Annotated in this window: 25 protein-coding genes and 1 pseudogene; 15 read left to right on the top strand and 11 right to left on the bottom strand. The window is 66.8% G+C overall.

Going from position 1 to position 23,245, the window contains the following annotated elements:
• Positions 1-5: 5 nt before the first annotated feature.
• The gene (locus FK219_RS04500; protein WP_328821599.1) at positions 6-1,511 is read right to left on the bottom strand and encodes a DUF7059 domain-containing protein; all 1,506 of its coding nucleotides are present in this window, start codon (positions 1,509-1,511) and stop codon (positions 6-8) included.
• A gap of 171 nt (positions 1,512-1,682) precedes the next feature.
• Here FK219_RS04500 and FK219_RS04495 point away from each other — a divergent pair, with 171 nt between their 5' ends.
• The 3 genes from FK219_RS04495 to FK219_RS04485 all read left to right on the top strand — a co-directional run bounded on the left by FK219_RS04495 (position 1,683) and on the right by FK219_RS04485 (position 3,678).
• Entirely contained in the window at positions 1,683-2,243 is a 561-nt protein-coding gene (locus FK219_RS04495) for a YceI family protein (RefSeq protein WP_152583233.1), read from the top strand.
• A gap of 123 nt (positions 2,244-2,366) precedes the next feature.
• The gene (locus FK219_RS04490; protein WP_165638051.1) at positions 2,367-2,861 is read left to right on the top strand and encodes an FBP domain-containing protein; all 495 of its coding nucleotides are present in this window, start codon (positions 2,367-2,369) and stop codon (positions 2,859-2,861) included.
• Between the two features lie 34 nt (positions 2,862-2,895).
• Positions 2,896-3,678, top strand: coding sequence for an alpha/beta hydrolase (locus FK219_RS04485; protein WP_152583231.1), 783 nt, complete (start codon positions 2,896-2,898; stop codon positions 3,676-3,678).
• A gap of 12 nt (positions 3,679-3,690) precedes the next feature.
• On the opposite strand, the gene FK219_RS04480 is transcribed toward FK219_RS04485, so the two are convergent.
• Complete coding sequence (locus tag FK219_RS04480; protein ID WP_165638050.1) at positions 3,691-3,864, bottom strand: hypothetical protein; 174 nt, start codon at positions 3,862-3,864, stop codon at positions 3,691-3,693.
• Positions 3,865-3,902: 38 nt separating this feature from the next.
• Positions 3,903-4,520, bottom strand: coding sequence for a hypothetical protein (locus FK219_RS04475; RefSeq protein WP_152583230.1), 618 nt, complete (start codon positions 4,518-4,520; stop codon positions 3,903-3,905).
• Between the two features lie 64 nt (positions 4,521-4,584).
• Here FK219_RS04475 and FK219_RS04470 point away from each other — a divergent pair, with 64 nt between their 5' ends.
• The 3 genes from FK219_RS04470 to FK219_RS04460 all read left to right on the top strand — a co-directional run bounded on the left by FK219_RS04470 (position 4,585) and on the right by FK219_RS04460 (position 7,680).
• Complete coding sequence (locus FK219_RS04470) at positions 4,585-5,613, top strand: NAD-dependent epimerase/dehydratase family protein (protein WP_152583229.1); 1,029 nt, start codon at positions 4,585-4,587, stop codon at positions 5,611-5,613.
• Between the two features lie 132 nt (positions 5,614-5,745).
• Positions 5,746-6,687, top strand: a complete 942-nt coding sequence (locus tag FK219_RS04465) for an SDR family oxidoreductase (protein ID WP_152583228.1) — start codon at positions 5,746-5,748, stop codon at positions 6,685-6,687.
• 33 nt (positions 6,688-6,720) lie between these two features.
• A complete protein-coding gene (locus FK219_RS04460) occupies positions 6,721-7,680 on the top strand; it encodes an NYN domain-containing protein (RefSeq protein ID WP_152583227.1) in 960 nt (319 codons plus the stop codon).
• A 3-nt stretch (positions 7,681-7,683) separates the two neighbouring features.
• Here FK219_RS04460 and FK219_RS04455 read toward each other — a convergent pair whose 3' ends face one another.
• A complete protein-coding gene (locus tag FK219_RS04455) occupies positions 7,684-8,256 on the bottom strand; it encodes a cysteine hydrolase family protein (RefSeq protein ID WP_152583226.1) in 573 nt (190 codons plus the stop codon).
• A 178-nt stretch (positions 8,257-8,434) separates the two neighbouring features.
• Here FK219_RS04455 and FK219_RS04450 point away from each other — a divergent pair, with 178 nt between their 5' ends.
• The 3 genes from FK219_RS04450 to FK219_RS13430 all read left to right on the top strand — a co-directional run bounded on the left by FK219_RS04450 (position 8,435) and on the right by FK219_RS13430 (position 10,218).
• Entirely contained in the window at positions 8,435-9,004 is a 570-nt protein-coding gene (locus FK219_RS04450) for a type 1 glutamine amidotransferase domain-containing protein (protein WP_152583225.1), read from the top strand.
• A gap of 71 nt (positions 9,005-9,075) precedes the next feature.
• A complete protein-coding gene (locus FK219_RS13435; RefSeq protein WP_210416771.1) occupies positions 9,076-9,450 on the top strand; it encodes an AI-2E family transporter in 375 nt (124 codons plus the stop codon).
• Positions 9,451-9,477: 27 nt separating this feature from the next.
• Entirely contained in the window at positions 9,478-10,218 is a 741-nt protein-coding gene (locus tag FK219_RS13430; RefSeq protein ID WP_210416770.1) for an AI-2E family transporter, read from the top strand.
• A 10-nt stretch (positions 10,219-10,228) separates the two neighbouring features.
• Here the strand turns inward: FK219_RS13430 and FK219_RS04440 are convergent, their stop codons facing one another.
• The 6 genes from FK219_RS04440 to FK219_RS04415 form a co-directional block, all read right to left on the bottom strand.
• Positions 10,229-10,762: a DUF1697 domain-containing protein gene (locus tag FK219_RS04440; protein ID WP_152583224.1), complete on the bottom strand. Its 534-nt coding sequence runs from the start codon at positions 10,760-10,762 to the stop codon at positions 10,229-10,231.
• An 88-nt stretch (positions 10,763-10,850) separates the two neighbouring features.
• On the bottom strand, positions 10,851-11,159 hold the full coding sequence (locus FK219_RS04435; protein ID WP_168212475.1) for a DUF1905 domain-containing protein: 309 nt from the start codon (positions 11,157-11,159) through the stop codon (positions 10,851-10,853).
• Between the two features lie 4 nt (positions 11,160-11,163).
• On the bottom strand, positions 11,164-11,964 hold the full coding sequence (locus FK219_RS04430) for a nucleotidyl transferase AbiEii/AbiGii toxin family protein (protein WP_165638049.1): 801 nt from the start codon (positions 11,962-11,964) through the stop codon (positions 11,164-11,166).
• Positions 11,961-12,605 (bottom strand): type IV toxin-antitoxin system AbiEi family antitoxin domain-containing protein, encoded by a 645-nt coding sequence (locus FK219_RS13625; RefSeq protein WP_165638048.1) that lies wholly within the window; start codon positions 12,603-12,605, stop codon positions 11,961-11,963. Before FK219_RS13625 ends, FK219_RS04430 begins: the two co-directional genes overlap by 4 nt.
• Positions 12,606-12,759: 154 nt before the next feature.
• Positions 12,760-13,524, bottom strand: a complete 765-nt coding sequence (locus tag FK219_RS04420) for a YidC/Oxa1 family membrane protein insertase (RefSeq protein ID WP_165638047.1) — start codon at positions 13,522-13,524, stop codon at positions 12,760-12,762.
• Between the two features lie 107 nt (positions 13,525-13,631).
• Positions 13,632-13,934 (bottom strand): hypothetical protein, encoded by a 303-nt coding sequence (locus tag FK219_RS04415; protein ID WP_152583220.1) that lies wholly within the window; start codon positions 13,932-13,934, stop codon positions 13,632-13,634.
• A gap of 63 nt (positions 13,935-13,997) precedes the next feature.
• On the opposite strand from FK219_RS04415, the gene FK219_RS04410 reads away from it, so the two are divergent.
• The 6 genes from FK219_RS04410 (at position 13,998) to FK219_RS14230 (ending at position 22,731) form a co-directional block, all read left to right on the top strand.
• Positions 13,998-14,645, top strand: a complete 648-nt coding sequence (locus FK219_RS04410) for a hypothetical protein (protein ID WP_152583219.1) — start codon at positions 13,998-14,000, stop codon at positions 14,643-14,645.
• Between the two features lie 102 nt (positions 14,646-14,747).
• Positions 14,748-16,877, top strand: coding sequence for a nuclease-related domain-containing DEAD/DEAH box helicase (locus FK219_RS04405; protein WP_152583218.1), 2,130 nt, complete (start codon positions 14,748-14,750; stop codon positions 16,875-16,877).
• A gap of 303 nt (positions 16,878-17,180) precedes the next feature.
• Positions 17,181-17,735 carry a hypothetical protein gene (locus FK219_RS04400; protein WP_152583217.1) on the top strand — a complete coding sequence of 185 codons (555 nt, stop codon included), beginning with the start codon at positions 17,181-17,183 and terminating at the stop codon, positions 17,733-17,735.
• A 67-nt stretch (positions 17,736-17,802) separates the two neighbouring features.
• Positions 17,803-20,310: an ORC-CDC6 family AAA ATPase gene (locus tag FK219_RS04395; RefSeq protein WP_165638046.1), complete on the top strand. Its 2,508-nt coding sequence runs from the start codon at positions 17,803-17,805 to the stop codon at positions 20,308-20,310.
• Positions 20,297-21,433: a hypothetical protein gene (locus FK219_RS04390; RefSeq protein ID WP_152583215.1), complete on the top strand. Its 1,137-nt coding sequence runs from the start codon at positions 20,297-20,299 to the stop codon at positions 21,431-21,433. The genes FK219_RS04395 and FK219_RS04390 overlap by 14 nt, the downstream gene beginning before the upstream one ends.
• A 95-nt stretch (positions 21,434-21,528) precedes the next feature.
• Positions 21,529-22,731, top strand: a complete 1,203-nt coding sequence (locus FK219_RS14230; RefSeq protein WP_152583214.1) for a Druantia anti-phage system protein DruA — start codon at positions 21,529-21,531, stop codon at positions 22,729-22,731.
• Positions 22,732-22,939: 208 nt separating this feature from the next.
• Here FK219_RS14230 and FK219_RS04380 read toward each other — a convergent pair.
• Positions 22,940-23,194: pseudogene (locus FK219_RS04380) on the bottom strand (Asp-tRNA(Asn)/Glu-tRNA(Gln) amidotransferase subunit GatB); the annotation flags it as partial.
• Between the last annotated feature and the right edge of the window lie 51 nt (positions 23,195-23,245).

The following is a 23,245-nucleotide window of genomic DNA, read 5'->3' as shown; positions in this document are numbered from 1 at the left end:
ATCGGCTACTCGCTGAGCGTCAGCAGGCCCGTCACGAGCAGCTCGCGCACCTGCGGCAGCAGTTGCGCGAGCAGAGCGCCCTCCTCCACCTCGAGCAGGTGGGCGAGGGCGCTCGCGATCTCGCCGACGGTGAGGCCGCCATCGCTCGCACCGACGAAGCCGGCGAGCGCAGCATCCGCCTCGATCTGGCGCGCCAGCCCGCCGCCCTGCCGCAGCCGTATGACCGTCGGGCCGTCGGCGCCCGGCCAGTAGTGGCGCTCCTCCGTGACGTCGCCCGCGACAGCGCAGCGCAGCTCGGCGAGCGCCGCATCGTCGAGAGGTGCGAGGCGGTCGTGCATGGCGAAGCCCGCGAGCAGGGTGTCGCCGAGACCCGCTGCAGCGTCGGGGCGGGGCGACGTCACGACCTCTGTGCGTCGCAGGGTCGCCGTGCCGGGAGCAGGATGCCGCAGCACGAGGTACCCGAACCCCACACCCACGACACCGCGGTCGGCGAAGTCGTCGAGCCACTGCCCCACCAAGCGCTCGAACTCGGGCGTACCCGCGCGCGTGCCGCCGTCGCGGATCCACGTGGCGGCATACTCGGCGGGCGACTGGCGCTCCCGCTCGATGACCCAGCCGTCGAGCCCGGCCTGCTCTAGCCAGCGCGTGACGCGAGACAGGCCATCCTCGTCATCGCGATACTCCCAATTTCCGAGAAGGTGCGCCGTGCCGCCGGGCACGAGGTGGTCCCGGGCGCCGCGCACGACCTCTTCCACGATGCCGTCGCCCACGCGGCCGCCGTCTCGGTACTCGTAAAGGGGCACGCCCTCGCGGCGGGGCGTGATGACGAACGGCGGGTTGCTGACGATGCGGTCGAAGCGCTCCCCCGCCGCCGGCGCATAGAGATCGCCGTGACGCAGCTCGACCGTGTCGACGCCGGAAAGCGCGAACGTCGCCCCCGCCAGCTCGAGCGCACGGGTCGAGACATCCGTAGCGACGACCCGCGTGGCTCGGCGCGCCGCGAAGAGGCTTTGCACGCCGCAGCCCATGCCGAGGTCGAGCACCGACCCGACGGGCGTCGTGGGCTGCAGGCCCGCGAGCGTGAGCGACGCCCCACCCACGCCGAGCACGTGGTCGGGCGGCAGCGCACCGCCGAGCGCCTGCTCATCCAGGTCGGAGACGATCCACCACTCGGCGGCGCCTGCGCCGTCGATCGCGGTGAGCGGGCCCACGTCGATGAGCGCGCGCCCGGCCTCCCCGACGAGGCCCAGAGCGCGAGCCCCCTCGACCCCGAGCGCCGGGAACGCCGCGGCGAGCTCCGGGCCGGTGAGCGTGTCGTGCAGGCGGAACAGCCGCGCGAGCAGGACGACCGGCGCGAGGCCCGCCGCCCGCGCCGTGCGTAGCGCGAGCACGCGATCGCCGCGGTGCAGCGCGGCGTCGGCGTCGGCGCCCCACAGCTGCTGCAACCGGTCGACGGTGTAGGCGGCGTCCGCAAGGTCGGCGCGCAGGCGGGTCAGGAGGTCGGATTCCACGACACCATCCAACCGTGAACGGCGCCCCGATCGGGACGAGAAGGGAATGTCCTCCGTACGGGAATAGTCCGAGCATCCATGCGATTGCATAGACCGTTGCTCCGTCGACAGCACGTTCGACGGAACGACGGAACGACCACACGACACGACACTCAAGGAGAACCCCACCGCATGACTACTCTCACCGCCGACACCATCCCCGGCTACGTCGCAGGAACCTGGACCATCGACGCCTCGCACTCCGAGATCGGCTTCAGCGTGCGCCACCTCGCGATCAGCAAGGTGCGCGGCACCTTCGAGCAGTTCGACGCCACGGTCACCGCGGCCGAGAACCCCCTCGAGTCGAGCGTCGTCGTCTCCGTCGACATCGCGTCGATCAACACCAAGAACGCCGACCGCGACGGCCACCTGCGCAGCAACGACTTCTTCGCGCCCGAGCAGTACCCGACCATGGAGTTCCGCTCGACGGGCATCCGCACGGAGGGCGACGAGCTCAAGCTCGACGGCGAGCTCACCCTGCGCGGCGTGACCAAGCCCGTCACGTTCACGGGCGAGTTCGGCGGCATCGCGAAGGACCCGTGGGGCAACATCGTCGCCGCCGCGAACGGTCACGCGGTCATCAACCGCCACGACTTCGGCGTGAGCTGGAACGCTCCCCTCGAGGCCGGCGGCTTCCTCCTCGGCGACGAGGTCACGATCACGATCGACGCGCAGTTCCAGCTGCAGTCCTGATCGAGCGGGATGCGGGGCGCTGAGCGCCCCGACACCTCGCCCTGCAGAACGGGGCGGCCCCACCGGGGGCCGCCCCGTTCTGCGTTCAGGTACCGTCGACCGCGTGTCGTACGCTGTCGAATGATGAGAGAACTGACTGCCGAGCAGATTCGCGGCTCGATTGTGAACGCGACCGAGGCCGAGATCGCGAGAATGCCGCTGCCCGGTCTGTACGAGACCCTGTGGGACGAGCGGGAGTACCTCGGCTGGCGCGACCCCGACGGCTCGCCGCGCGGCTACATCGTGCACTGGGTCGACGACCGCCCGGTCGGGTTCATGGTGCGCGCCGCTTCGTCGACCCTGCGCCCCGGCATCGGGGCCATGTGCTCGTTCTGCCACACGCCGCAGCCCTCGACGCAGGTGCTCATGTTCAGCGCGCCCAAGGGCGGTGCCGCGGGCCGCGACGGCAACACCATCGGCACCTACCTGTGCGCCGATCTGGCGTGCTCGATGATGATCAGGATGCTGGCCGCCACGAGCGAGCTCACCCTCAGCCGCAGTGAGGTCGTCGCGCGCCGCAGCGCCGGTCTCACCGAGCGCCTGCAGCGCTTCACGACGAACCTGCTCAAGACGGCCTGACCGCACTCCCGGCGCTCTGCGCCGATAATGAGGCATGACCTCTGACGCTTCCTCTCGCCGTCGCCCCGCCAGCCGCCGCACCCGCCGCGTTCGGGCCGTCGGAGTCGGCGCCCTCGGAGCACTGCTCCTCGTCATCGTCGGCTTCCTCCTCTGGGCCAACAGCCCGTACCAGGCAGAGCGCGAGGCGACGCTCGAGGTGTTCCGCAACGGCGGTATTCAGGTCGCCGCCGTCGACGAGGGCATCCTCATGACTCCGATCGCCGACTCGATCGCCCTCCCCGAGAGCCCCGCCGGCCTCGTCTTCATCCCCGGCGCCCGCGTCGACGCCTACGCGTACCTCTACCAGCTCAGCGGCATCGTGGAGGAGCAGGGCGTCACGGTGCTCATCACCGAGCCGGCGCTCAACCTCGCGTTCTTCGACACGCGCGAACTCGACGACCTCACGACAGCCGCGCCCGACGTGGAGCGCTGGTTCGTCGGGGGCCACTCACTCGGGGGCGTGCGTGCCTGCATGATGGCGGCCGACTCCGAGGCGGAGGGTCTCGTGCTGCTCGGCAGCTACTGCGCCAACGACCTGAGCGAGAGCGGGCTCACGGTGCTGAGCATCGCTGCCGAGAACGACGGCCTCACCGAGCTCGACACCATCGCCGAGTCTGCCGCGCTGCTGCCCGACACCGCGCGGTTCGAGATCATCGAGGGCGCCAACCATGCCGCGTTCGGTGACTACGGGCCGCAGTCCGGCGACGGGGAGCGCTCGATCACGAGCGAGCAGATGCGCGAGCAGCTCACCGCACTGCTCGTCGAGCTTCTGCGCTAGCGCGCGCTCGCGCTACTCGCGGCTACCGAGAATGTGGAACGGGATCGCGAGCGAGAGCGCGATCGACAGGATGCCCGTGAAGAACATGATCGCCTTGAACTCGTCCGGCACCGCGAAGGCGTAGGCGAACAGCAGGAAGGAGGCGAAGAAGAGCGCGAGGGAAGCGATCACGACGGTGATTTTCATGGTGTCCCCATTCTGCCAGGTCGCAGGCGATTCAGGCCTCAGGCTTCGGCGGGTGTAACCGGGGCGGGTGCGGCGGTGGCCGCATCCCCGTCGCCCTTCTCCCCGTCGCTGTGTTGCTGCTCGGCCGACTTGTCGCGGAATGCGTGCGCGATCGCCCACCACACGAGGGCTCCGAGCAGGATGCCCCCCACGAGCGCGAACACCGGTGTCAGCAGCACGGGGCCGGCGACGGGCGAGTCGGTCACAACCGTGGCGAGCCACACGTACAGCCAGAACAGGCCGATGTCGAGCACGGCGGTGATGCCGAGCGAGGCCCACGTGACCGCCCACGGCTTGCGCTGACCGGTCAGGCGCAGCAACCAGACGCTCACGATGACGGCGAGCAGCACGAGCACGAGGCTGCCGATGAGCATCGCGATGAGCACCCAGAAGAGGATATCGGCGCCCACGCCGAGCGAGTTGAACAGGCTCGGCAGGGCCTCGCTGCCGATCGCGTCGCCGATGACGTCGACGAGGTTGCCGAACAGCGCCGCTGCCGCGAGACCCGCGAGCGACATGCCGAAGCCGAACCAGCCGGTCTGGAACATCGTGTGCGCCACAGCGCCGGCGATGAGGCTGCTGGAGAACTGGGTGCGGGTCATCGGCGAGTTCGCCATGAGTGCTCCTGAGGGTGGGGAGAGGGGTGTCGAAGCGCAACCCGTGCGCTCTAGAGTTCAGCCTATGCAGAAGCGGGCGATTCTTCTCGGCGGATCCGGTCAGATCGGCACAGCCACCGCCCGCACCCTCCTCTCCCACGGCTGGGACGTCACGGTCGCGCACCGCGGCGCGCGGTCGAGCGTCGTCGAGGGCGTGCGCACGCTCACCCTCGACCGAGAGGATGCGACGGCCGTGCGGGCAGCGGCATCCGGTGCCGACCTCGTTCTCGACTCCGTCGCCTACACCGCCGAGCACGCGGAGACGTACGCGCCCCTCGCGGGCGACGTGGGCTCGCTCGTCGTCATCTCCACGGCGTCCGTATACGCGGGGCTCGACGGCTCCTCGCCCGACGACGCGACCGGGGTCGACGACTTCCCCACGTACCCCGTGCCCATCACCGAGGATCACCCCACCGTCGGCGACGCGGGGCCCGGCGCGCGCACGAGCTACTCGGCGGGCAAGGCGGCGCTCGAGCGCGCCCTGCTCGAGTTCGACGACCTGCCCGTGACGATCCTGCGCCCCGGCGCGATCCACGGCCCCGAGTCGCCGGCGCTGCGCGAGTGGTACTTCCTCCAGCGCGCGCTCGATGGTCGCGACCGCGTGCCGCTCGCCTACCGCGGGGAGAGCAGGTTCTCGACATCGGCGACGGTGAACATCGCCGAGCTCGTGCGGCTCGCGGCCGAGCATCCGGGCCGGAGGGTTCTCAACGCCGTCGACGACCCGGTGCCCACGGCGCTCGAGATCGGGCAGGACGTCTTCGCCCACGTCGGCCATACCGCCGAATTCGACCTGCTCGCGGGGCCGCCCGTCGACGGCGTTGGCGCTCACCCGTGGGCGGCGCCGAACCCCATGGTGCTGTCAATGCAGGCGGCGCGCGAGCAGCTCGGCTACGAGCCGCTCGGCACGCACCGGTCGACGATCGGCTCAGCACTCGACTGGATGCTCGCGCGGGTGGCGGAGGGCGACTGGCGCGAGCTCTTCCCCGGGCTCGCGCGGTACGGCGCCGAGAACTGGTTCGACTACGCCGCCGAGGATCGCGCGCTCGGGGCCTGAGCGCGTTTTCCGCAGCCGCCGCGCTTCCGGCCGACACAGCGCTCCCAGCCTGCACCGGGCTCCCGTCCAGCGCGTCTCGCGCTCCGAATGATGGGATGACACCACCCGCACATCCCACAACCTAGGAGCCTCATGCCCCGCCGCGCCCTCGACACGACCGTGCCCGACCTCACCGGACGCCTCGCCGTCGTCACCGGCGCCAACAGCGGACTCGGCTTCGGCCTCACCAGCAGGCTCGCCGAAGCGGGCGCCGAGGTCGTCATGGCCGTGCGCAACCGGGAGAAGGGCGAGGATGCTCGCACGCGGTTGCTCGAGCAGCACCCCGCCGCGACGCTGCGCCTGCTCGACCTCGATCTCGCCTCGCTCGACAGCGTGCGCGCCGCGGCGCAGTCGCTCCTCGACGAGGACCGCCCCATCGACCTGCTCCTCAACAACGCCGGCATCATGGCTGTGCCCGAGCTCGAGCGCACCGAGGAGGGCTTCGAGCTGCAGTTCGGCAGCAACCACCTCGGCCCGTTCGCGCTCACCGGCCATCTGCTGCCCGCCCTCGTGCGCGCCGAGGCCCCGCGCGTCGTCTCGACGAGCAGCCTCGCGGCGAACGCCGGCCGCTGGCAGTGGGAGAACCTGAACGCCGAGCAGGGCTACAGTGCCTGGGGCGCCTACGGCCTGTCGAAGCTCGCGAACCTCTCCTTCGCACGGGAGCTGCAGCGCCGCAGCGACGCCCACGGCTGGGGGCTCGTGAGCACCGCGGCGCACCCCGGCGGCACCCTCACGAACCTGCAGACGACGGGCCCGCGGCGCGGGGTCGCGCCGAGCAAGCGCCGCCAGCGCCTCTCCGCCCGCATCATGCAGACAGTCGATGTCGGCATGCTGCCGTCCCTGTATGCGGCGACGAGCCCCGACGCCGAGCCGGGCGGCTACTACGGCCCGAAAGGCTTCCTCGAGGTGCGCGGCGAGCCCGCGCCCGCGCGCATCCCCCGCGCCGCTCGCGATCGTGCGGCCGAGGCCCGCCTGTGGGCGGTGTCGGAGCGCCTCACCGGTGTGCGCTTCGTCGAGCAGGTGCCCGCAGTCTGACCGTGCCCGCCGCGGGCCTGACAGACTGGCCCCATGGCTGAACCGTTCGAGGGTCGTGTCGCGGTCTACATCGACTTCGACAACATCGTGATCTCCCGCTACGACCAGGTGCACGGTCGCGGCGCGTGGCGCAAAGACAACGTCTACCGGCTGCCGGCGGGCCTCACGGGCGCGACGGACGAGATCAAGGACAAGCTGCGGCACGCCGAGGTCGACATCAGCGCCATCCTCGACTTCGCCTCGAGCTTCGGCACGATCGTGCTCTCGCGCGCCTACGCCGACTGGTCGATCGGAGTGAACGCCGCCTACCAGGGCCAGCTCATGGAGCGCGCCGTCGACCTCACGCAGCTCTTCCCGGCCACGCAGCAGATGAAGAACGGCGCCGACATCCGACTCTCGGTCGACGTCGTCGAAGACCTCTTCCGCCTGCCCGACATCACGCACGTCGTCATCGCGGCGGGCGACAGCGACTACATCGCCCTCGCGCAGCGCTCCAAGCGACTCGGCCGCTACGTGGTCGGCATCGGGGTAGCGGGCGGCACGAGCAAGAGCCTCAAGGCGGCGTGCAACGAATTCGCCGACTACGACGGTCTGCCGGGCATCCGGCCTGCATCCCGCATCGCCGCCGACCTCAGCAGCGCGGTCGAGGCGGAGGACGGTGCGAAGGATGCGGCCGAGGCCGACGGCGCCGACGATTCCGCCGGCACCAAGCCCCGCCGCCGCCGGGCGACGAAGGCCGCGACCACGTCGCCCCGCACGACGCAGGACGAGGCGACCGGTCTGCTCGTGCGCGCGTTGCGCCTCGCCCACGAGAAGGACGATAGCGACTGGCTGCACAACTCTGAGGTGAAGAAGCAGATGGTGCGCCTCGACCCCGCCTTCAACGAGAAGGTGCTCGGCTTCTCGTCGTTCAGCGCGTTCGTCAAGTCGCGCGAGGAGGTCGCCGAGCTCGACGAGAGCTCGCAGAACCGTCGCGTGCGGCTGCGGGACTGACGGTCAGGCGTCGCGGGCGCCGAGCACTTCGGCGGTCGAACGCACGGTCGCGAACTCGCCGTGCAGGTTCGCCGCCGTGACGCGCGCGAGCTCGGCGGCGGGGATCGTCGCACCGTCGAGGTCGGGCGCGTCGAAGGTGTGGGTGGCGTCGAGCACGAACGTCGTATCGTAGCCGAGGTTGCCCGCCATGCGCGCCGTCGTCTCGCAACACTTGTTGGTCTGGATGCCGCACACCACGACGCTGCCGACGCCCTGCGCCTGCAACCAGGCGTGCAGGTCGGGGTCGCCGTAAAAGGCCGAGTTGACGTTCTTGCTCACGAGCAGGTCGTGCGCGCCGTCCACGCCGGGCTTGAGGGCGTTGCCCGGCTGTCCCGGGCGCAGGGGCGAGCCCTCGCTCACCGAGTCGTGGCGCACGAGCACGACGGGGTCGCCCGCGTCGCGCCACGACCGCAGCAGGGCGAGGATGTTCGCCTCGCAGTCGGGGTTGTCGCGCGCACCCCAGCGCGGGTCGTCGAAGCCGGTCTGCACGTCGACGACGATGAGGGCGGAGCGACGCGGCGACGAGGGCGAAGGCATGCCGTGAGCCTAGCGCGGCCCGGTTCCTGAGCATCCGCCGACCGCGGGGCTGGACGCGGGCTGAGTACACGCCCCATAGGCACGCTCCCCTGCCTAGCGTGGAGGCGTCCGACAGCACGACCGACTTCTGCGTCTCTGTCGACCACTGCGTCCATTCTGATCACCAGGGGGAACCACCATGGCTCATGACATCAGCGCCCATGACATCACCGGCAAGACCGTCGCCTTTCTGCTCACCGACGGTTACGAAGACAGCGAGCTGACCGAGCCGTGGAAGGCCGTCACCGAGGCAGGCGGCACTGCCGTGCTCGTCTCGCCCGCCGGCGCCTCCGTGGAGGGCAAGAAGGGCCACAGCCAGTCGGTCGACCAGCCCGTCAGCCAGGCCGACGCCGATGACTTCGACGCGCTCATGCTGCCCGGCGGCGTCGTCAACGCCGACCACCTGCGCATGGATACCGACGCCGTCGCGTTCACGCGCGCCTTCTTCGAGCAGCACAAGCCCGTGGGCGTCATCTGCCACGGCGCCTGGATTCTCATCGAGGCCGACGTCGTGAAGGGCCGCGAGCTGACCAGCTACCCGAGCCTGCGCACCGACCTCCTCAACGCCGGCGCCGAGTGGGTCGACGAGGAGGTCGTCGTCGACGCGGGGCTCGTCTCGAGCCGCACCCCCGACGACCTGCCCGCGTTCTGCGCGAAGCTAGTGGAAGAGGTCGACGAGGGCGAGCACGCCGGCCAGACCGCCCCCTAGGCTGGGTGGGCACCTCCGCATGCCGGGGGTGCGACGCGTCCGAGAGATCTCCACGGGAAGGACCGCACCGCATGATCTTCCGCCGCATGTTCGAGACCGCCACCGCCGAGGAGGAGACTCCCCGCACGTCGCTGCGCGAGATGTGGACCGACCGGCTGGGTGCGCTCAGCACGCGCAGCCTGCAGATCCTCCTCGTCATCACGCTCACGGCGCTCATCGTGTTCGCGATGGTGCAACTGCGCATCGCTGTCATCCCGCTGCTACTGGCGGTCATCATCGCGGCGGCGTTCAGCCCCGTCATCCGCTGGATGCGCGTCCGTGGTCTGCCCGCCCTCGCCGCAGCGTGGATCACGCTGCTGGGCTCCGTGCTCATCCTCGGTGGCATCGTCACCGCCATCGTGTTCGCCGTGCGCAGCCAGTGGGCCGAGCTCTGGGAGCAGGCGTAGACCGGCTTCGACCAGCTCGTCGAGTGGGTGCAGGGCCTGCCGCTGCCGCTCGACACGATCGACTTCGACGAGCTGCGCGACCAGGCGATCGACTTCGTCACGAGCGCTCAGTTCGGCTCCGGCGCGCTCTCGGGCGCCGTCGCCGTCGGCGAGTTCGTCACCGGTTTCCTGCTCTTCCTCGTCATCCTGTTCTTCTTCCTCAAGGACGGCGACAAGATCTGGGCGTTCTTCCTGCAGCCGCTCAAGGCGAAGCAGCAGGCTCGCGGTCAGCGCGTCGGTCGCACGGCGGTCAGCACGCTCGGCGGCTATATCCGTGGCACGTCGATCATCGCCCTTGTCGACGCGGTCGGCATCGGCATCGCGCTGTGGATCCTCGGTGTTCCGCTCGCGCTCCCCCTCGCCGTCATCGTGTTTGTCGCTGCGTTCATCCCCATCGTGGGTGCGACGGTCGCGGGAGCCCTCGCGGCTCTCGTCGCGCTCGTTGCGGTGAGCCCGTTCGTGGCTCTCGTCGTCGTCATCGTCGTCATCGCTGTCAACCAGCTCGAGGGCAACCTGCTGCAGCCGGTCGTCATGGCGCAGTCGCTCAAGCTGCACCCGCTCGTGATCCTGCTCGCCTTGAGCGCCGGAACGATTCTCGGCGGCATCGTCGGCGCCGTGCTCTCCGTGCCGATCGCGGCGACCGCGTGGGCGATCGTCAAGACCTGGGACAAGCGCGACTGGCAGCTCGAGCAGCCGAAGCCGCTGCGGCGCAGGGCCGCGAAGGGCTAGGGGCGACGAGCTACGGCGACTCGCCCGCGCGGGTCTCCAGCAGCGCGACGGTGCGCAGGTTGCGCGCGGTGCCGACGACCTCGAGGGCCCGAAGAAGCCGGTCGGTGCTGAGCGTGGCCCGACCGGCGCCGTGCACGAAACGCACGTGCAGGTGGTCGCCGACGACGGCCCACTCGTCGTCGCCCGACTCGACGGCCTGCGCCGCATCGACGGCCGCAGCGGCGGGCACCGCGTCGAGGAACGTCACATACGAGCGGGCGGGGTCGTCGACATCGAGGGGATGCTCGCGCAGGGCATCCCGCAGCTGGGCGGGCGTGCGGTGCAGAACCTCCCGGTCGAAGCCGTACCTCTGCCGCACGGCGGAGCGCAGCTCGTCGGCGAAGGCAGCCGGGTCGCCCGGCGGCGTGCACAGCAGGTTGCCGGAGGCGATGTAGGTGCGCACGTCGGTGGCACCCAGCTCGGTCGCGAGAGCGCGCAGGTCGGCCATCGGCAGCTTCGCAATACCGCCGACGTTGACGGCTCGAAAGAGGTAGACGTCGGTCACGGCGCCCAGTCTGCCAGCGTGAGCGCGAGCTGGTGGATGGCCGAACGATCGGCCACGAGCAACGGGTAGGCGGCGATTCTCGGCGGCTTCATGGGCGCAGGTCGACGAGCTCGAGGTGCACGCGCGTCGCCGTGCCGACCCTGAGGTTCTCGGCCTCGCGCACGGCCTTCTTCATCGGCAGGATGTATGCCTCGCGGCTCGAGTCGGGAAAGACGCTCGTCGCCCAATGACTGCCACCGACCGTCACCCGCACGCGCACGCTGCCGAAGCCGCGCGTGAAGCCCTCCATGCGCGCGGCGATCTCGTCGCTCACGTCGACCGGCACGGTCACGAAGTGCCAGGCCGCCTTGCCCTCCCACTCCCAGAGCTCGGCGGTGAAGTCGTACGCGATGGCCATGCGTTCAGTCTGCCGTGGGGTTGTGACGCTCTGCCGTTTCAGTGGCCCACCTTTCCAGCGTCGACCGCACAACGGCGTACGCATCTGCAGCCGCCACCCTGAGCCGAGTCTGGTGGCTGAGCCGGGACTGCCACGTGGACTCATCCGGCTGCGTCGGCCACACGACGTTCTGCGGGAATCGACTCCAGATGGTCGAACGACGCACCAGGTGTTTCGCACCAGAATCGAGCAGCCCAGCGCTGGCCAGTGCCCACAGGTCGAAGAGATCCCGGCACTCACGTCGTTCGAGCCATGCCGAGATCTTGGCGGCGGCGAAGCCTGCATTCGTCAGCGACTCAAGCTCCGCCGGTGGCGCATCGCTGTACCGCTGATCGATCGCGCGACGTTCGGTGGGCCATACCGCACGACCGATCTGATCGACGATCTGAACTTGCACGCTCATGCGCCCGAGCACCTCGAGCGTGGCCGGCTGCGCGTCGTGGGTGGCGTCAAGTGCGGGAACCCAGTTCACTTCACCGAATGATCGCGCGAGCCCATCGTCGATTGCGTCCGACAACTCGCGGGCGACCTCTCGTCGGGATCGGGAGACGAGCAAATCGACGTCTTCGCTCAGTCGAAGATCAGGCAGTACCGTTCGGGTCAGTGCGGTGCCGCCGTAGAACACCACTCCAGGCACAAACTGGATCGAGGCGAGCACATGCGAGATCAGGTGATCGCGGCGAACCTGTTCATCGGCGACACCGAACTTCTTCGCAACGGCGCGCAGCTCGGTCTCGGCAAGTACCCCCGGTTGTGGCGTGCTCACTGCTGTGATTCCTTAGTCACCGGTTCTCTCGTCGCCACGCGTATGGCCCGATCTCGTGCTGCCACACGCCCCTGACGCACGGCGAGTCGATCGAGGCGCACTCGATCCACGCGCGGCCACAGTGCCCGAATCGTCTCTGCGGCCACATCATCGCCTCCACCCCACTCCGGGCGATGAGCAACGTCGAGCACGGTCTGTTCCGGTGTCGCCACGAGTGCGCGCCCGATGCCGAACTCTTCGAGCCGCGCATCGAGGAGCGCGGTATCTCGAGTGGCGAAGACAACTCGGCCCAGTTCGTCATCGAGATCAACCCTGTGCGCCTGTTCTGGCACGGCCACCACAGTACGGTCGAACGCGCGCGGCACAGCTCGATGAAATCGCGCGGCGCCCATCCCCATGAGGACTGGAACCCGGTCGCCATAGCGTGCCGTGGCCAGCGCCATCGCCGCGGTTTCGAGATCAGGACGCCAGTCGCGCGCGACGGCACCGTCCGGCGGCGCAATGTAATGGCCATGCGCGAGCCGTCGGATCACTCCGTTGTCTCGAAGACGCTTGAGTTCTTTCGCCGGTTGCGCCCAACGCTGCGTCAATCCGCTTGGTCGCACAGTGCGCATCGGAGCGCGTGCAATCACGATGGGCACCGCTATTTCTCGCATGGACGACCTCCAATACGCTTAACATTACCTCAAGAGTAATTTTTTGCGTAGTTTTGTGAGTTAAGCGCTCGTTGACTCCTGATGTCGCCGACCTTCTCTCACGAGGAATCGAGCCGCCACGCGAACAGCTCAGGAGCCCTCACTCGTCCCCCTCCCCCGGCCGCCACTCCGTCTCGCCCCACAGCACGCGGCGCAGCACGGGCCGCTCGATCGCGCTCCACAGGCTGCTCACTGCGAGGTAGATCGCGGCCCCGAACGGCACGATGAGGGCCGGGATGATGGCGATGAACGGCAGGATGCCGAGCATCGGCGCGATGGCGGCGGGAATCTCGGGGGTGGGCAGACCCTGCTGGAGCATCCGCATGGCGCGCCGTTGCAGCAGCCCCGAGAGGGTCAGCAGCACGACGACAGATGCCGTGAGAACGATCGCGCCCGCCCCGCCGGTGACGACGGCGAGACCGAGAGCCTCGCCGAATCCGACGCCGAGCAGCTCTTCGACCCGTAGCGGGTTGGGCTCGGCCGCGATGGCCGGGCTCGCGAGCACGAGGTAGAGCAGCGAGACGATCGGCGCTTGCGCGAGCATCGACCCGAAGCCGGCAACGGGCGAGACGCCTGCGTCGCGATAGAGCTCCATGGTGCGGCGCTGCAGCTCTTCGGGCTTCTTCTTCCACCGCGTGCGCAGCGCGGCGAGGGCGGGGGCGAGTCGTCGACGGGCGCCCTCGGCGCGCACCATCCGCACGTCGAGCGGGATGAGCAGCGCACGCACGACGAGCGTGATGAGCGCCACGGCGAGGGCCGCTGCACCCGCCGCGGCGAGGGGTTCGAGCAGGTCGACGAACTCGTGCAGGCCTGCCGCGCCGAGCTGCACGAGGGGCCCGATGAGGGGCCAGGTGGTGATGTCCATGAGGGATCTCCAAAACGGTCGAGGGTGTGCGGGGGCGTGGGGCCGCCGCATCCCTCGAGCTCAGAGAGCTCGAGCGGGGGTGCGTGGTGAGTGCAGGTGTGCTGCGCTCAGGCGGCCGAGAGGGCCGCGCCGGGAGCGCGCGCGAGGGGCCGCCCCGCGGTGAGAGGATGCGCAGGCTGCGCCTGCTCGCCGAGCGACTCGCGGTGAGCCCGCGCGCGGCTGCCCACGGCGAGCTCGACGCGTGCGGCGGGCCGCACCGCCGCACGGGCGAGCAGGGTGAGGCTCGCGGCGAGCAGCACACCCGTGGCGAGCGCCGAGGCTGTGTCGAGCGGCGAGGCGTGCCCGAGCGCGAGGGCGACGAGCAGCGCGCCACCGCCCGCGAGGGCGAGACGCTGCAGCTGCTCGATCATGCGGCCATGCTACTGCGCACCCCTATGGCCTCGCCGTGCGCGCGAGGCGTGCCATCCTGAAGCGTGCACCCCGCGCTCTCCGACCCGAAGATCAACGCGCCGCAGTGGCCGTGGCTGCGCATCTTGGCGGCGGCCGGTATCGCCTACGCGATCATCTCGGTGCTGAATCGGCTCGGCCGCACGCTCACCGACGGCGGCGTCGCCGCCCTCGTCTACATGGTGGGTATCGGGGCGGTGGTGATCCTGCTCGTGGTGCTCGCCTTCACGGCGCACGCGGTGCGCAGTCTGCGTGCCCTCGAGGCGACCGTGCCGCCGGAGGGCCCTGACCGGATGCTCTTCCCCACCTTCGGCTTCGGCACCACCGGCCTGCGGCTCATGGCGATCGAGGGTGCGCAGGCCACGCCGCGCGGACTCTGGGGCTGGAAGCTCGTCGAGATCACCCCGCAGGGCGTGCACGTGCACAGCCACCCCAAGCACCGCGACGAAGCACGCTTCTTCGCCGCCTCCGCGATCGAGGATGCCGCGCTCGGCGCCATCACCGATGGCATGCTGCGCATCCCCACCCTCAACCTCGCGGTTGACTCCGCGTCGGGGCCCGTCGGCGTGCCACTCGGGCTCCTACGGCACCCGCTCGCGGTCCTGAGCGGTGGGGAGCGGCAGGATGCGCTCGCGCGGGCGCGGCAGCTGCTCGGAGTGCCGCGCGAGCACTAAGCGCCCCCACCTCAGGGGGTGCCGCTGCCGAGCTTGAGGCGACAGACTAGAGCGAGGCTCGGGTTCAGCGCGGTGTCGCCCCGAGCGGCAACTGGGGGCACCATGAGCGAGGCAGGCAGGTCGGCGGGGGTCGAGGCACACCGCCTCGTCGCGCTCGCCGATGCGCACGATGAGCGCGCGGCCGCGGCCCGCGAGGCTGCCCAGCGCTGGATGATCGCCCACCGCACCGAGCGGCAGGTGGCCGGCACGCTCGCGCCGTTGAGCGCGTGCGGCTTCACGTTCTTGCACGACCGCGGCTGGCCGGGCGCCCGCCGTGGCAGCCGCGCGCAGATCGACCACGTGCTCGTCGGGCCGGGCGGCGTCTTCGTCGTCGACACGAAGGGGTGGCGCGACGTGTCGGTCGCGGGCGGGCGGCTCTTCCGTGGCCAGGCCGACGTGACCGACGACCTGGCCGGGCTCGCCGACGTCGGTGTGGGCACCGAGGCGGTGCTCGCCGAGCTGGGGCTCGCTCCGGGTGAGGTGCGCGTGGTCGTGGTGCTCGCCGGTTCCGCGATGGATGCGGTAGCGCTCTCGAGCCTGGGCGGCCTGGTGGTGGTCGGCGAGAGGCGAGCATCCGCGTTCATCAACGGGTTCGGGCGCCGCCTGACGGAGCGCCAGCAGCATGCCGTGCTGGGCGCGGTCATGGCGCACTTTCCGCCGCTCGGCGAGGAGGCCGTGCCGCGCGATCTGAGCGTTCCCGACCCGGTGATCGAGGGGCCTGCGCTGCTGACGGTCGACGAGGTGGCCGACACGTTCCTGGCGGGGATGCTCGCCGCCCCCATCGAGGAGTGGATGGCCTTTCTGCACCCCGATCAGGCGAAGCTCGTGCGACGCAGCTTCTCAGGCCCGGCGAGGATTCGCGGGGCCGCCGGCACGGGCAAGACGGTTGTCGGGCTGCACCGGGCGGCGTACCTGGCGCGCGGCACGACGGGGCGCGTCATCGTGACAACGTATGTGCGCACGCTGCCCGACGTGCTCTCGACGCTGCTGCAGCGGCTCGCACCGGAGGTCGCCGACCGGGTCGAGTTCACGGGCATCCACCAGTTCGCCCTGCGGGTGCTGCGCGAGCGCGGGCACCGTGTCGAGCTCAAGCTGCCGGAGGCGACGCAGGCGTTCAACCGCGCGTGGGCGGTCGTCGGCCGCAACGGCCTGCTCGGGTCGGTCGACGCCAACAGCAAGTACTGGCAGGACGAGCTGCTCAAGGTCATCAAGGGCCGAGGGTTGACCAGCTTCGAGCAGTACGCCGATCTGGCGCGTAGCGGCCGGCGCCGACGACTGGGCGTCGACCAGCGTCGCGAGGTGTGGCGGCTGTACCTGCAGTACGAGCAGAACCTGCGCACCGCGGGGGTGGTCGACTTCGAGGATGTGATCTTGCACGCTGAGGCATCCCTGCGCGAGCGCCCACTCGAGGGCATCAGCGCCGTCGTGATCGACGAGGCGCAAGACCTGTCGTGCGTCATGCTGCGCATGCTGCACGCGATCGTCGGCGACCGCCCCGACGGCCTGACGCTGATCGGCGACGGCCAGCAGACCATCTACACGGGCGGCTACTCGCTCTCCGAGTCGGGCATCTCGGTCGCCGGCCGCGGAGTCGTCATGTCGACGAACTACCGCAACACCCGCGAGATCGCGTCGTTCGCGTCTTCGATTGTCGAGGGTGACGAGTTCGTCGACATCGAGGGCGGGCCGGGCCGGGCGGATGCCGCGCTCGCCGTCCCCCGCACCGGCCCCTCCCCCGTGCTGTCGTCGTTCGCGTCGCACGCCCAGCACGATGCCGCTCTCGTGGCGCACGTGCGGTCGCTCGTCGCCTCGAGTGTCGATGCCGGCGACATCGGTGTGCTGGCAGCGACGAATCGGGATGCCCAGGCTCTCGCCACCGCGCTGCGCGCAGCCGGGTTCGGCGTGGTCGAGTTGACGAGCTACACGGGGTCGACTGCCTCGCTCGTGAAGGTCGGAACGATTAAGCGCGCGAAGGGTCTCGAGTTCAAGCACGTGCTGCTCGGGCGCGTGGCCGAGGAGTTGCTCGCACTCACGGTCGAGGGGCTCGACGATGGAGCCCGGGAGCGTCGCGAGATCGAGCGGCGGGAGCTGTACGTCGGCATGACCCGCGCCCGCGATGGGTTGTGGGTTGGTTGCCGCAACTACACCGTGAGCAATTCGTTGGTTGAGGGCGTCAAGTCATCGACTCATTGAGATCGGCCTCCGCAGGCAGCCGCCAACACAATGAGCTTCTCGCGCGGGAATGCGCATATCCCAAGGGACTGGATCTTGCCCGTCGGGCTTCGGGCTTCGGGCTTGATACAGCAATGGAATGATCACTTCATTCTTCTCGAGGAATTCTCCGTGACGCGTATCGGCCAATCCACGCACACAGAACTCCAGCGGGTCATGGGGAGAGGAGAATCACCCTGCCTTTGGTCCCCCAAAAGGGTGACTGCTGGGCCCAGCGAGAGCCGATAGCATAAGACTTGTTTCTTGGGCGTCTAGTCTGCCAGCGTGTCCTACCCGCAGAAATCGCCGCGCGTCTGGCCATCGACCAGAATCACATCAATATGGATGGACAACAGCCAAATGAATGAACTTCTTGATGGCGAGATCGCACAAACCTTGGCGCGTCATCAGTTGATCGAACCGCAAGGCTGGTCTCGAGCACGAGGCGTTATCGAATACGAGTGCTCCTGCGGCGAGACCCTCATCGTCGACACCCGTACCGATCGATGCCAGAGTAGGGACACTCTGCTCGCGGAGCATCAGGCGTCAGAGGTGCGATCGCTTGGCCTTCGTCGCGAGCCGGACCACCTCGATTTCGCCGCTTTGGAGATCTTTGCGTCAGAAGTACTTCGGCGCCGAAGTGCCGCCGCACAGGCGCTCTCCGAGTCCCACGCGACGAGCACAGAGTTGACGCGTCTCGAGGGCGCGCTTGCGGAACTAAATGGTTTCGCTGCTCTTGTGGAGGGACTCATGGTCACTCGAGCGAGCAGCGGGAATGGTGATCTCTTCGCACTCGAGCCCAGGTTCGCTTGGCGAACCATAGGAGCTGAGCCGCGCTAGACAAGGCGCGGTCTGTCTCGTTCCTTCACAAAACGCGACACCTACCGTGATGCGGTATACAGGACTAATGAGTGCCCCTCGTGAACTAGGCATCGGCGACCTCGACGACGAGCTTGTCCAGTTGCTCAGCAAGGCCGCAATATTTGAGGACGGCAAACTCCACGTCGGACGTGACTACCTCCCTGTTGAGTACATCACTCACGGCTTCAAGGGTGTTGTCTGGAAGGTCAAAGACGAATACGGCCAAGAATATGCCGCGAAGCTGACTCTGGTAGAGGACTACGTCGACAAGTCGGTCTTCGCCGAGGCCGCGCGAAGAGGCAGACTTCCGTCACCACTGTTTACGAGGTGGGCCGACGCTGGCGAGTGGGTTCCTTCTGGGACCGATCGACGATTCATCGTCTCCATTGAGGAATGGGTCGATGATGCCATCACACTAGACGAGTTATGCAATGAGCACGCCGGCCAGATATCTGTAAGTACGATCGTCAGCTTTGCACGGCAAATCTCGAGCGCGCTGGAGGCACTCGAGGGCAACAACCTGGCGCACGACGATCTGCATGCCAAAAACCTGATGCTCCGTCCGGCGCGAGCCGGTGAAGCCGGATACAGCCAGGCAGGCCAAGATCGATTCCAACTCGTGGTTGTGGATACGGGAAGCCTCAAGCATGCCGAACGAACATCGAAAGGCGTGAGCGACGTAGACCACGTTGCACGCCATTTAGTTCGTCTTCACAACATTGTTGCAAGGCGAAGGGACATCAGCCTTTCTGATAGGCGCTTCTTGGCCGCCCTGCTTCCCGTTGTCCAGATGATGGTCGAAGACGATGCCAACCGAGCTCTGCGAAGCGGGGAGGCTATCCGACGCGCAATCCTTGACGCGATGTCCGCAGCCCAGATGCCAACGAACCGGGGGCAACGACTCTCCAACCCATTCGAATACATCAGTGCGGAGCAAATTAGCAGCGATGAACTGCTCCTAACGCTCTTTGCGCGTACGACATGGGTCGACGCAGTTGCGAGTGCTGACCCCATCTTGCTGACTGGACCTCGCGGGTGCGGAAAGAGTATGGTCTTCAGGTGGCTGTCGCTGCGCGCGCACGCCAGCCAAGAACAAGCACCAGTCCCACTCGATACCTTGAGAATCAGTGGCGTCTACGTGTCGTGCACCTCTGACTTGCAAACGCGATTTAGTCACTTTCGGACGCCGGAGGATACGCTCGGCCACGAAGGCGAGATCGTCCACTATTTCAACCTCCTCCATGTGCTCGAATTGCTGAATACCCTCATTGCGATTGCCGCGCGGCATGACTCAGAGTCAGTCTTCGGACTTGGAGAAGACCAGGCGATAGAAATCCACGAGATGGTTGTTCGGTTCCTGCCGTCCGAACACACCGTCCGCTTCAGCCCTTCACCCTTGGTCGCCGCGCGGGAACGAGTAGAGCAAGAGATTTTCGCATCGCAACAGAGACTGCACAACGCGACTTCCGCGCCGATTGCACCGGCAACCCTTATCGCAGACGTAACGTCGCGGGTCGAGAAGATTCTGCCGTTCTTCTCCGCGCACCCGATTGCGTTCTTGCTCGACGACTTCAGTACACATCGGATAACGGAGGCAGTTCAGCTGATCCTCTCGCCTATTGTCTGGGAACGCCGCTCGAGCCACATCTTCAAGGTGAGCAGCGAGAAGTACGGCGCCATAGCGACTTGGAACAAGCTAACCGCAGACCCAGCACGAGAACGTATTGAAATCGATTGTGGCGCCGAGTATCTCAAGCGTGAGTCGACGGTGCCGAACCGCCAGTTTGCTCTGGACTTTCTCAATAATCGGCTGCGAGCCGCACAATGGCAGGGCACTGCGGCAGATCTACTCGGCAATTCCCCGTCGACCGAGGAGATGAATACGGCTCTCACAAAGGCAGGCTCACAGAACGCTGCCTACTTCGGAGTCGACGTCATATCACAATTGTGTTCCGGCGATGTTTCGACTCTTCTGTTTCTATACAGGCGCATGCTCGCGATGAGCGGCCCCTACACCGTCGCAACCGTTTCCTCTTCGCTCCAAGACAAGGCAGTCCGTGAGACGAGCCGGCAGCTTCTTCACGCGGTCGTCTACCACCGTCCGTTGGGGAAGTCGATGTATGAAATCGCGAACGCATATGGCAAGTTTGTTGGCAATGCGTACCGAAAGGGGAAGGGAATCAAAGAGCATGGCAAGATCGTTCCGATTCAAGTCCCCAGAATTGAAGTCGACAGCGCTTCGAATGCGACCATAAAGCTTAGCGAAAAAGAGCTTGAACTAAGTCAGGAACTGCTGAGGCGGGCAGTGTTCATTGAAATGGACGTTGGGCGAAGTCGGCATGACAACGTGACGTCGTTGCGCTGGCACTTTCGACGGATCTACCTGCCCGCGTTTCGTGCCGGCCTTGGCAAGAACGACGCAGTGAAGATCGCACCCGGCCAGTTCCAGTGGTTCCTGCAGAGCCCTGTCGAGATGCTCGCTGTCCAGGAAGCTCAGCGCAGAAAGAAGCCGGATACCGGCCTGTGGGAAGGCGACTTCGATGCGCTTTCATAAGACCACTCTCTCGGATGTCATCGGCCAACTGCCCCCCTTGGCTACGGCCGAGTCTGTCGAGAAGTCTGGCTTGCCGCAGTTTGATCTTTGTGTCGCAGTCAATGGTTTCGAAGATCGCACCGCGGCCGTGCCTAAGTGGCTTGCCCAGCGCCACATTCGGGTGGCAACTACGTTGCTCCTTCACTACCCCAGCAACATTGAAGACAATCGCCGCACGGTCGACGATCTTGAAGAAGCTCTGTCAGTGTGTTCAGAGCGTGTCATTCATGTTGAGTTCGGCATAGCCGCTCCGAAGCTTCGGAACGAGCTGCAAGAGATCGCGGAGGCGTGTGCGGCGGACGATGTGGTCAGAATCCTGCTCGACATAAGCGGAGCATCTGGGCGCATCATCCTCCGCGTCCTTCGCTCACTGTTCGAGTTGCAGAGATCGTCTCGGCTGCAGGTGATCTTGACGATCGCGTATGCCGAGGCAGGCGAATACGCCCCCACTCATCGCGAGGCGCGAGCCCTCATCGAGGCCTCACGAAAGCCAGGCGAATCGACTCTAGGTCTCGACTTCGACGCTGAGGAAGTGAGTCCCTCCGTTGAGTACCCGGGGCAGCACATCGAGCATGTTCCAGACCGAGCGGTAGTCGTCTGCGGTTTCAATGCGGACCGCGCTAGAGCAGCACTAGACCACATCGACACGGCGTTCAATATTGATGTTCCGCACTCTCGGGTCACCTACATCGCTGGTCGACCACCGCGCAAGAAGGATGAGTGGAGGCTGACAGCGATGATGGACATCCACTCATCGGTGGAAGGCAACTCGGAGATGGACTTCCACGTCACGTCAACCTTGAACTATGCAGAAACACTTCAACGTCTCGAGTCATGCTACCAGGATGCTTTCGGGCACGAGCGTCTGACGGTGTTGCCATTCGGATCGAAGATGCAGACCGTGGCGACCGCGTTGTTCTGCGAGATGCGGTCGGATGTGAAGGCTCAACTTCTTGGTCCTGCCCGGTATGCCGGCAGGAGCTACTCCCACGGGGTCGGCCAAATATACTTGCTACATCTCGGTAGCTTGCAGGACATTTCGAGCCTTCTGTCTAGTGTGGGTCAGCTCACGGAGGTGCAGTGAGGTCGCAACCTGCAGTTGACCGCGCTGCGGGCGTAGACGTCCCCAAGGTGGCCAGTAGCTTGATCGCATAGCGACTAGGACGAGAAGGAGGGCCGATGGATGCAGCGGAAGCCGTCCCAATAGCTCAGAATGTAGTCGCCGGTCGAGAGAAAGTTGCCAACGAGCTTCGTTCGGCGTTGTTTCAGCATCTTCGGGATCAAGGCTTCAAGCTGACCGATCGTGGCCTGATCGTGCCGGTTTCCACCGACAAGGACTCAGTACGCAACCTCCACGCAGAGTCGGTAGCAGCACAAAGAGATCGTGCTCATGGCGCACTCGCCAAACTAGACACTCGCTTCGCCAGGAGGCTACGCGCGGGTTCAGACTTGAATCCGGCTGATATCAAGCCGCGATTGGAGATTCTTCCGACCGGGCGCTCTGAGAACGCTCTTCTCTGGAGGTGGTGCTCACTCCATTGGACGATTCCAGTTTCGTCGGGCTACGGTCGTCGAATCAGGGCCCTGGTTGTTGATGAAGCACACGGAGACGCAGTCATTGGACTAATCGGACTGGCGGATCCCGTGTTCGCGCTAGGGGTTCGAGACAAGGAAATTGGTTGGTCCAGGGATCAACGAATGACAAAGCTAGCGAGTGTCATGGACGCTTTCGTCCTGGGAGCGGTGCCTCCTTACTCTCACCTGCTCGGAGGGAAACTACTTGCTTCGCTTCTCCAGTCGAGGACTCTAAGCGATGCGTTCCGAGAACGGTATGGCCACCGAACCACACTGATTAGCGAACGAGATCCTGATGCTCACCTCGCACTGATCACAACCACCTCTGCTCTTGGGCGCTCTTCGGTCTACAACAGAGTGAGGCGCATGGACGGATCGCTGGTCCTACGGCCGGTCGGATTCACCAAGGGGAGCGGGGACTTCCATCTCTCGGGAGCAATATATGACCGACTTGCCGCTTTCGCGATGTCCGACACCGAGCTGGGAGAGTCTCAAAGACACGAGAAATGGGGTCGTGGCTTCAGGAATCGTCGGGAAGTGATCCAAAAAGCCATGTCGTCGCTTGGCCTAAACTCACATGGCATGCGAGTCCACGGTGTTCACCGCCAAGTGTTCGTATCTGAACTAGCCAGCAACTCCCTGGCTTGGCTTCGCGGGGACGACGCCGAATTGGACTGGCAGACACTCGAAGTGGATGAGATCGCCGCCTGGTGGAGGACGAGGTGGGCTATCGAACGGTCGAAGACAGATCACGAATGGTCGGTTTTCGATCCCTCAGATTGGACCCTTTACCCGCAGACGCACTAGAGGAGTACGTTCGACTGTTCGCGATCCATTCGTAGTCCACGGATCCTCGGTGAGTCGGACTGCTTTGGCCTGGCATCGTCTTGATCAGGACTCTGCTCATTACGGACGCCAGTGACGATGCCAAGCTCAGAGTGTCCCGAATCCAGCATTGGTAGGCTCCGGACTCGCCCTCCGGGCAAGCGGTCTGGAGTTTTCCCACCTGCTCGGGCTCCAGCACGAATTCGCGCACCCGAGCCGCATCGGCCTTGCCGCCCATCGACTTCATCACCGCACCGATGACGGCGCCGGCTGCCTGCACCTTGCCGTCGCGGATCTTCTCCAGCACGTCGGGCTGCTGGGCGAGCGCCGCATCGACCGCGGCGATGAGAGCACCGTCGTCCGAGACGACCTCCAGGCCGCGAGCCGCAATGACCTCGGCGGGAGCGCCCTCCCCCTCGATGACACCCTCCAGCGCCTGCCGCGCCGGTGGAGTCCCGCATAGTGGTGTAACGCCCGGTGGCCCACCGCGTCGGTG

Origin of the sequence: Microcella pacifica (assembly GCF_009371975.2) — a bacterium.
Taxonomy (GTDB): Bacteria; Actinomycetota; Actinomycetes; order Actinomycetales; family Microbacteriaceae; genus Microcella; species Microcella pacifica.
This window is presented reverse-complemented; position numbering and strand designations above follow the sequence as displayed.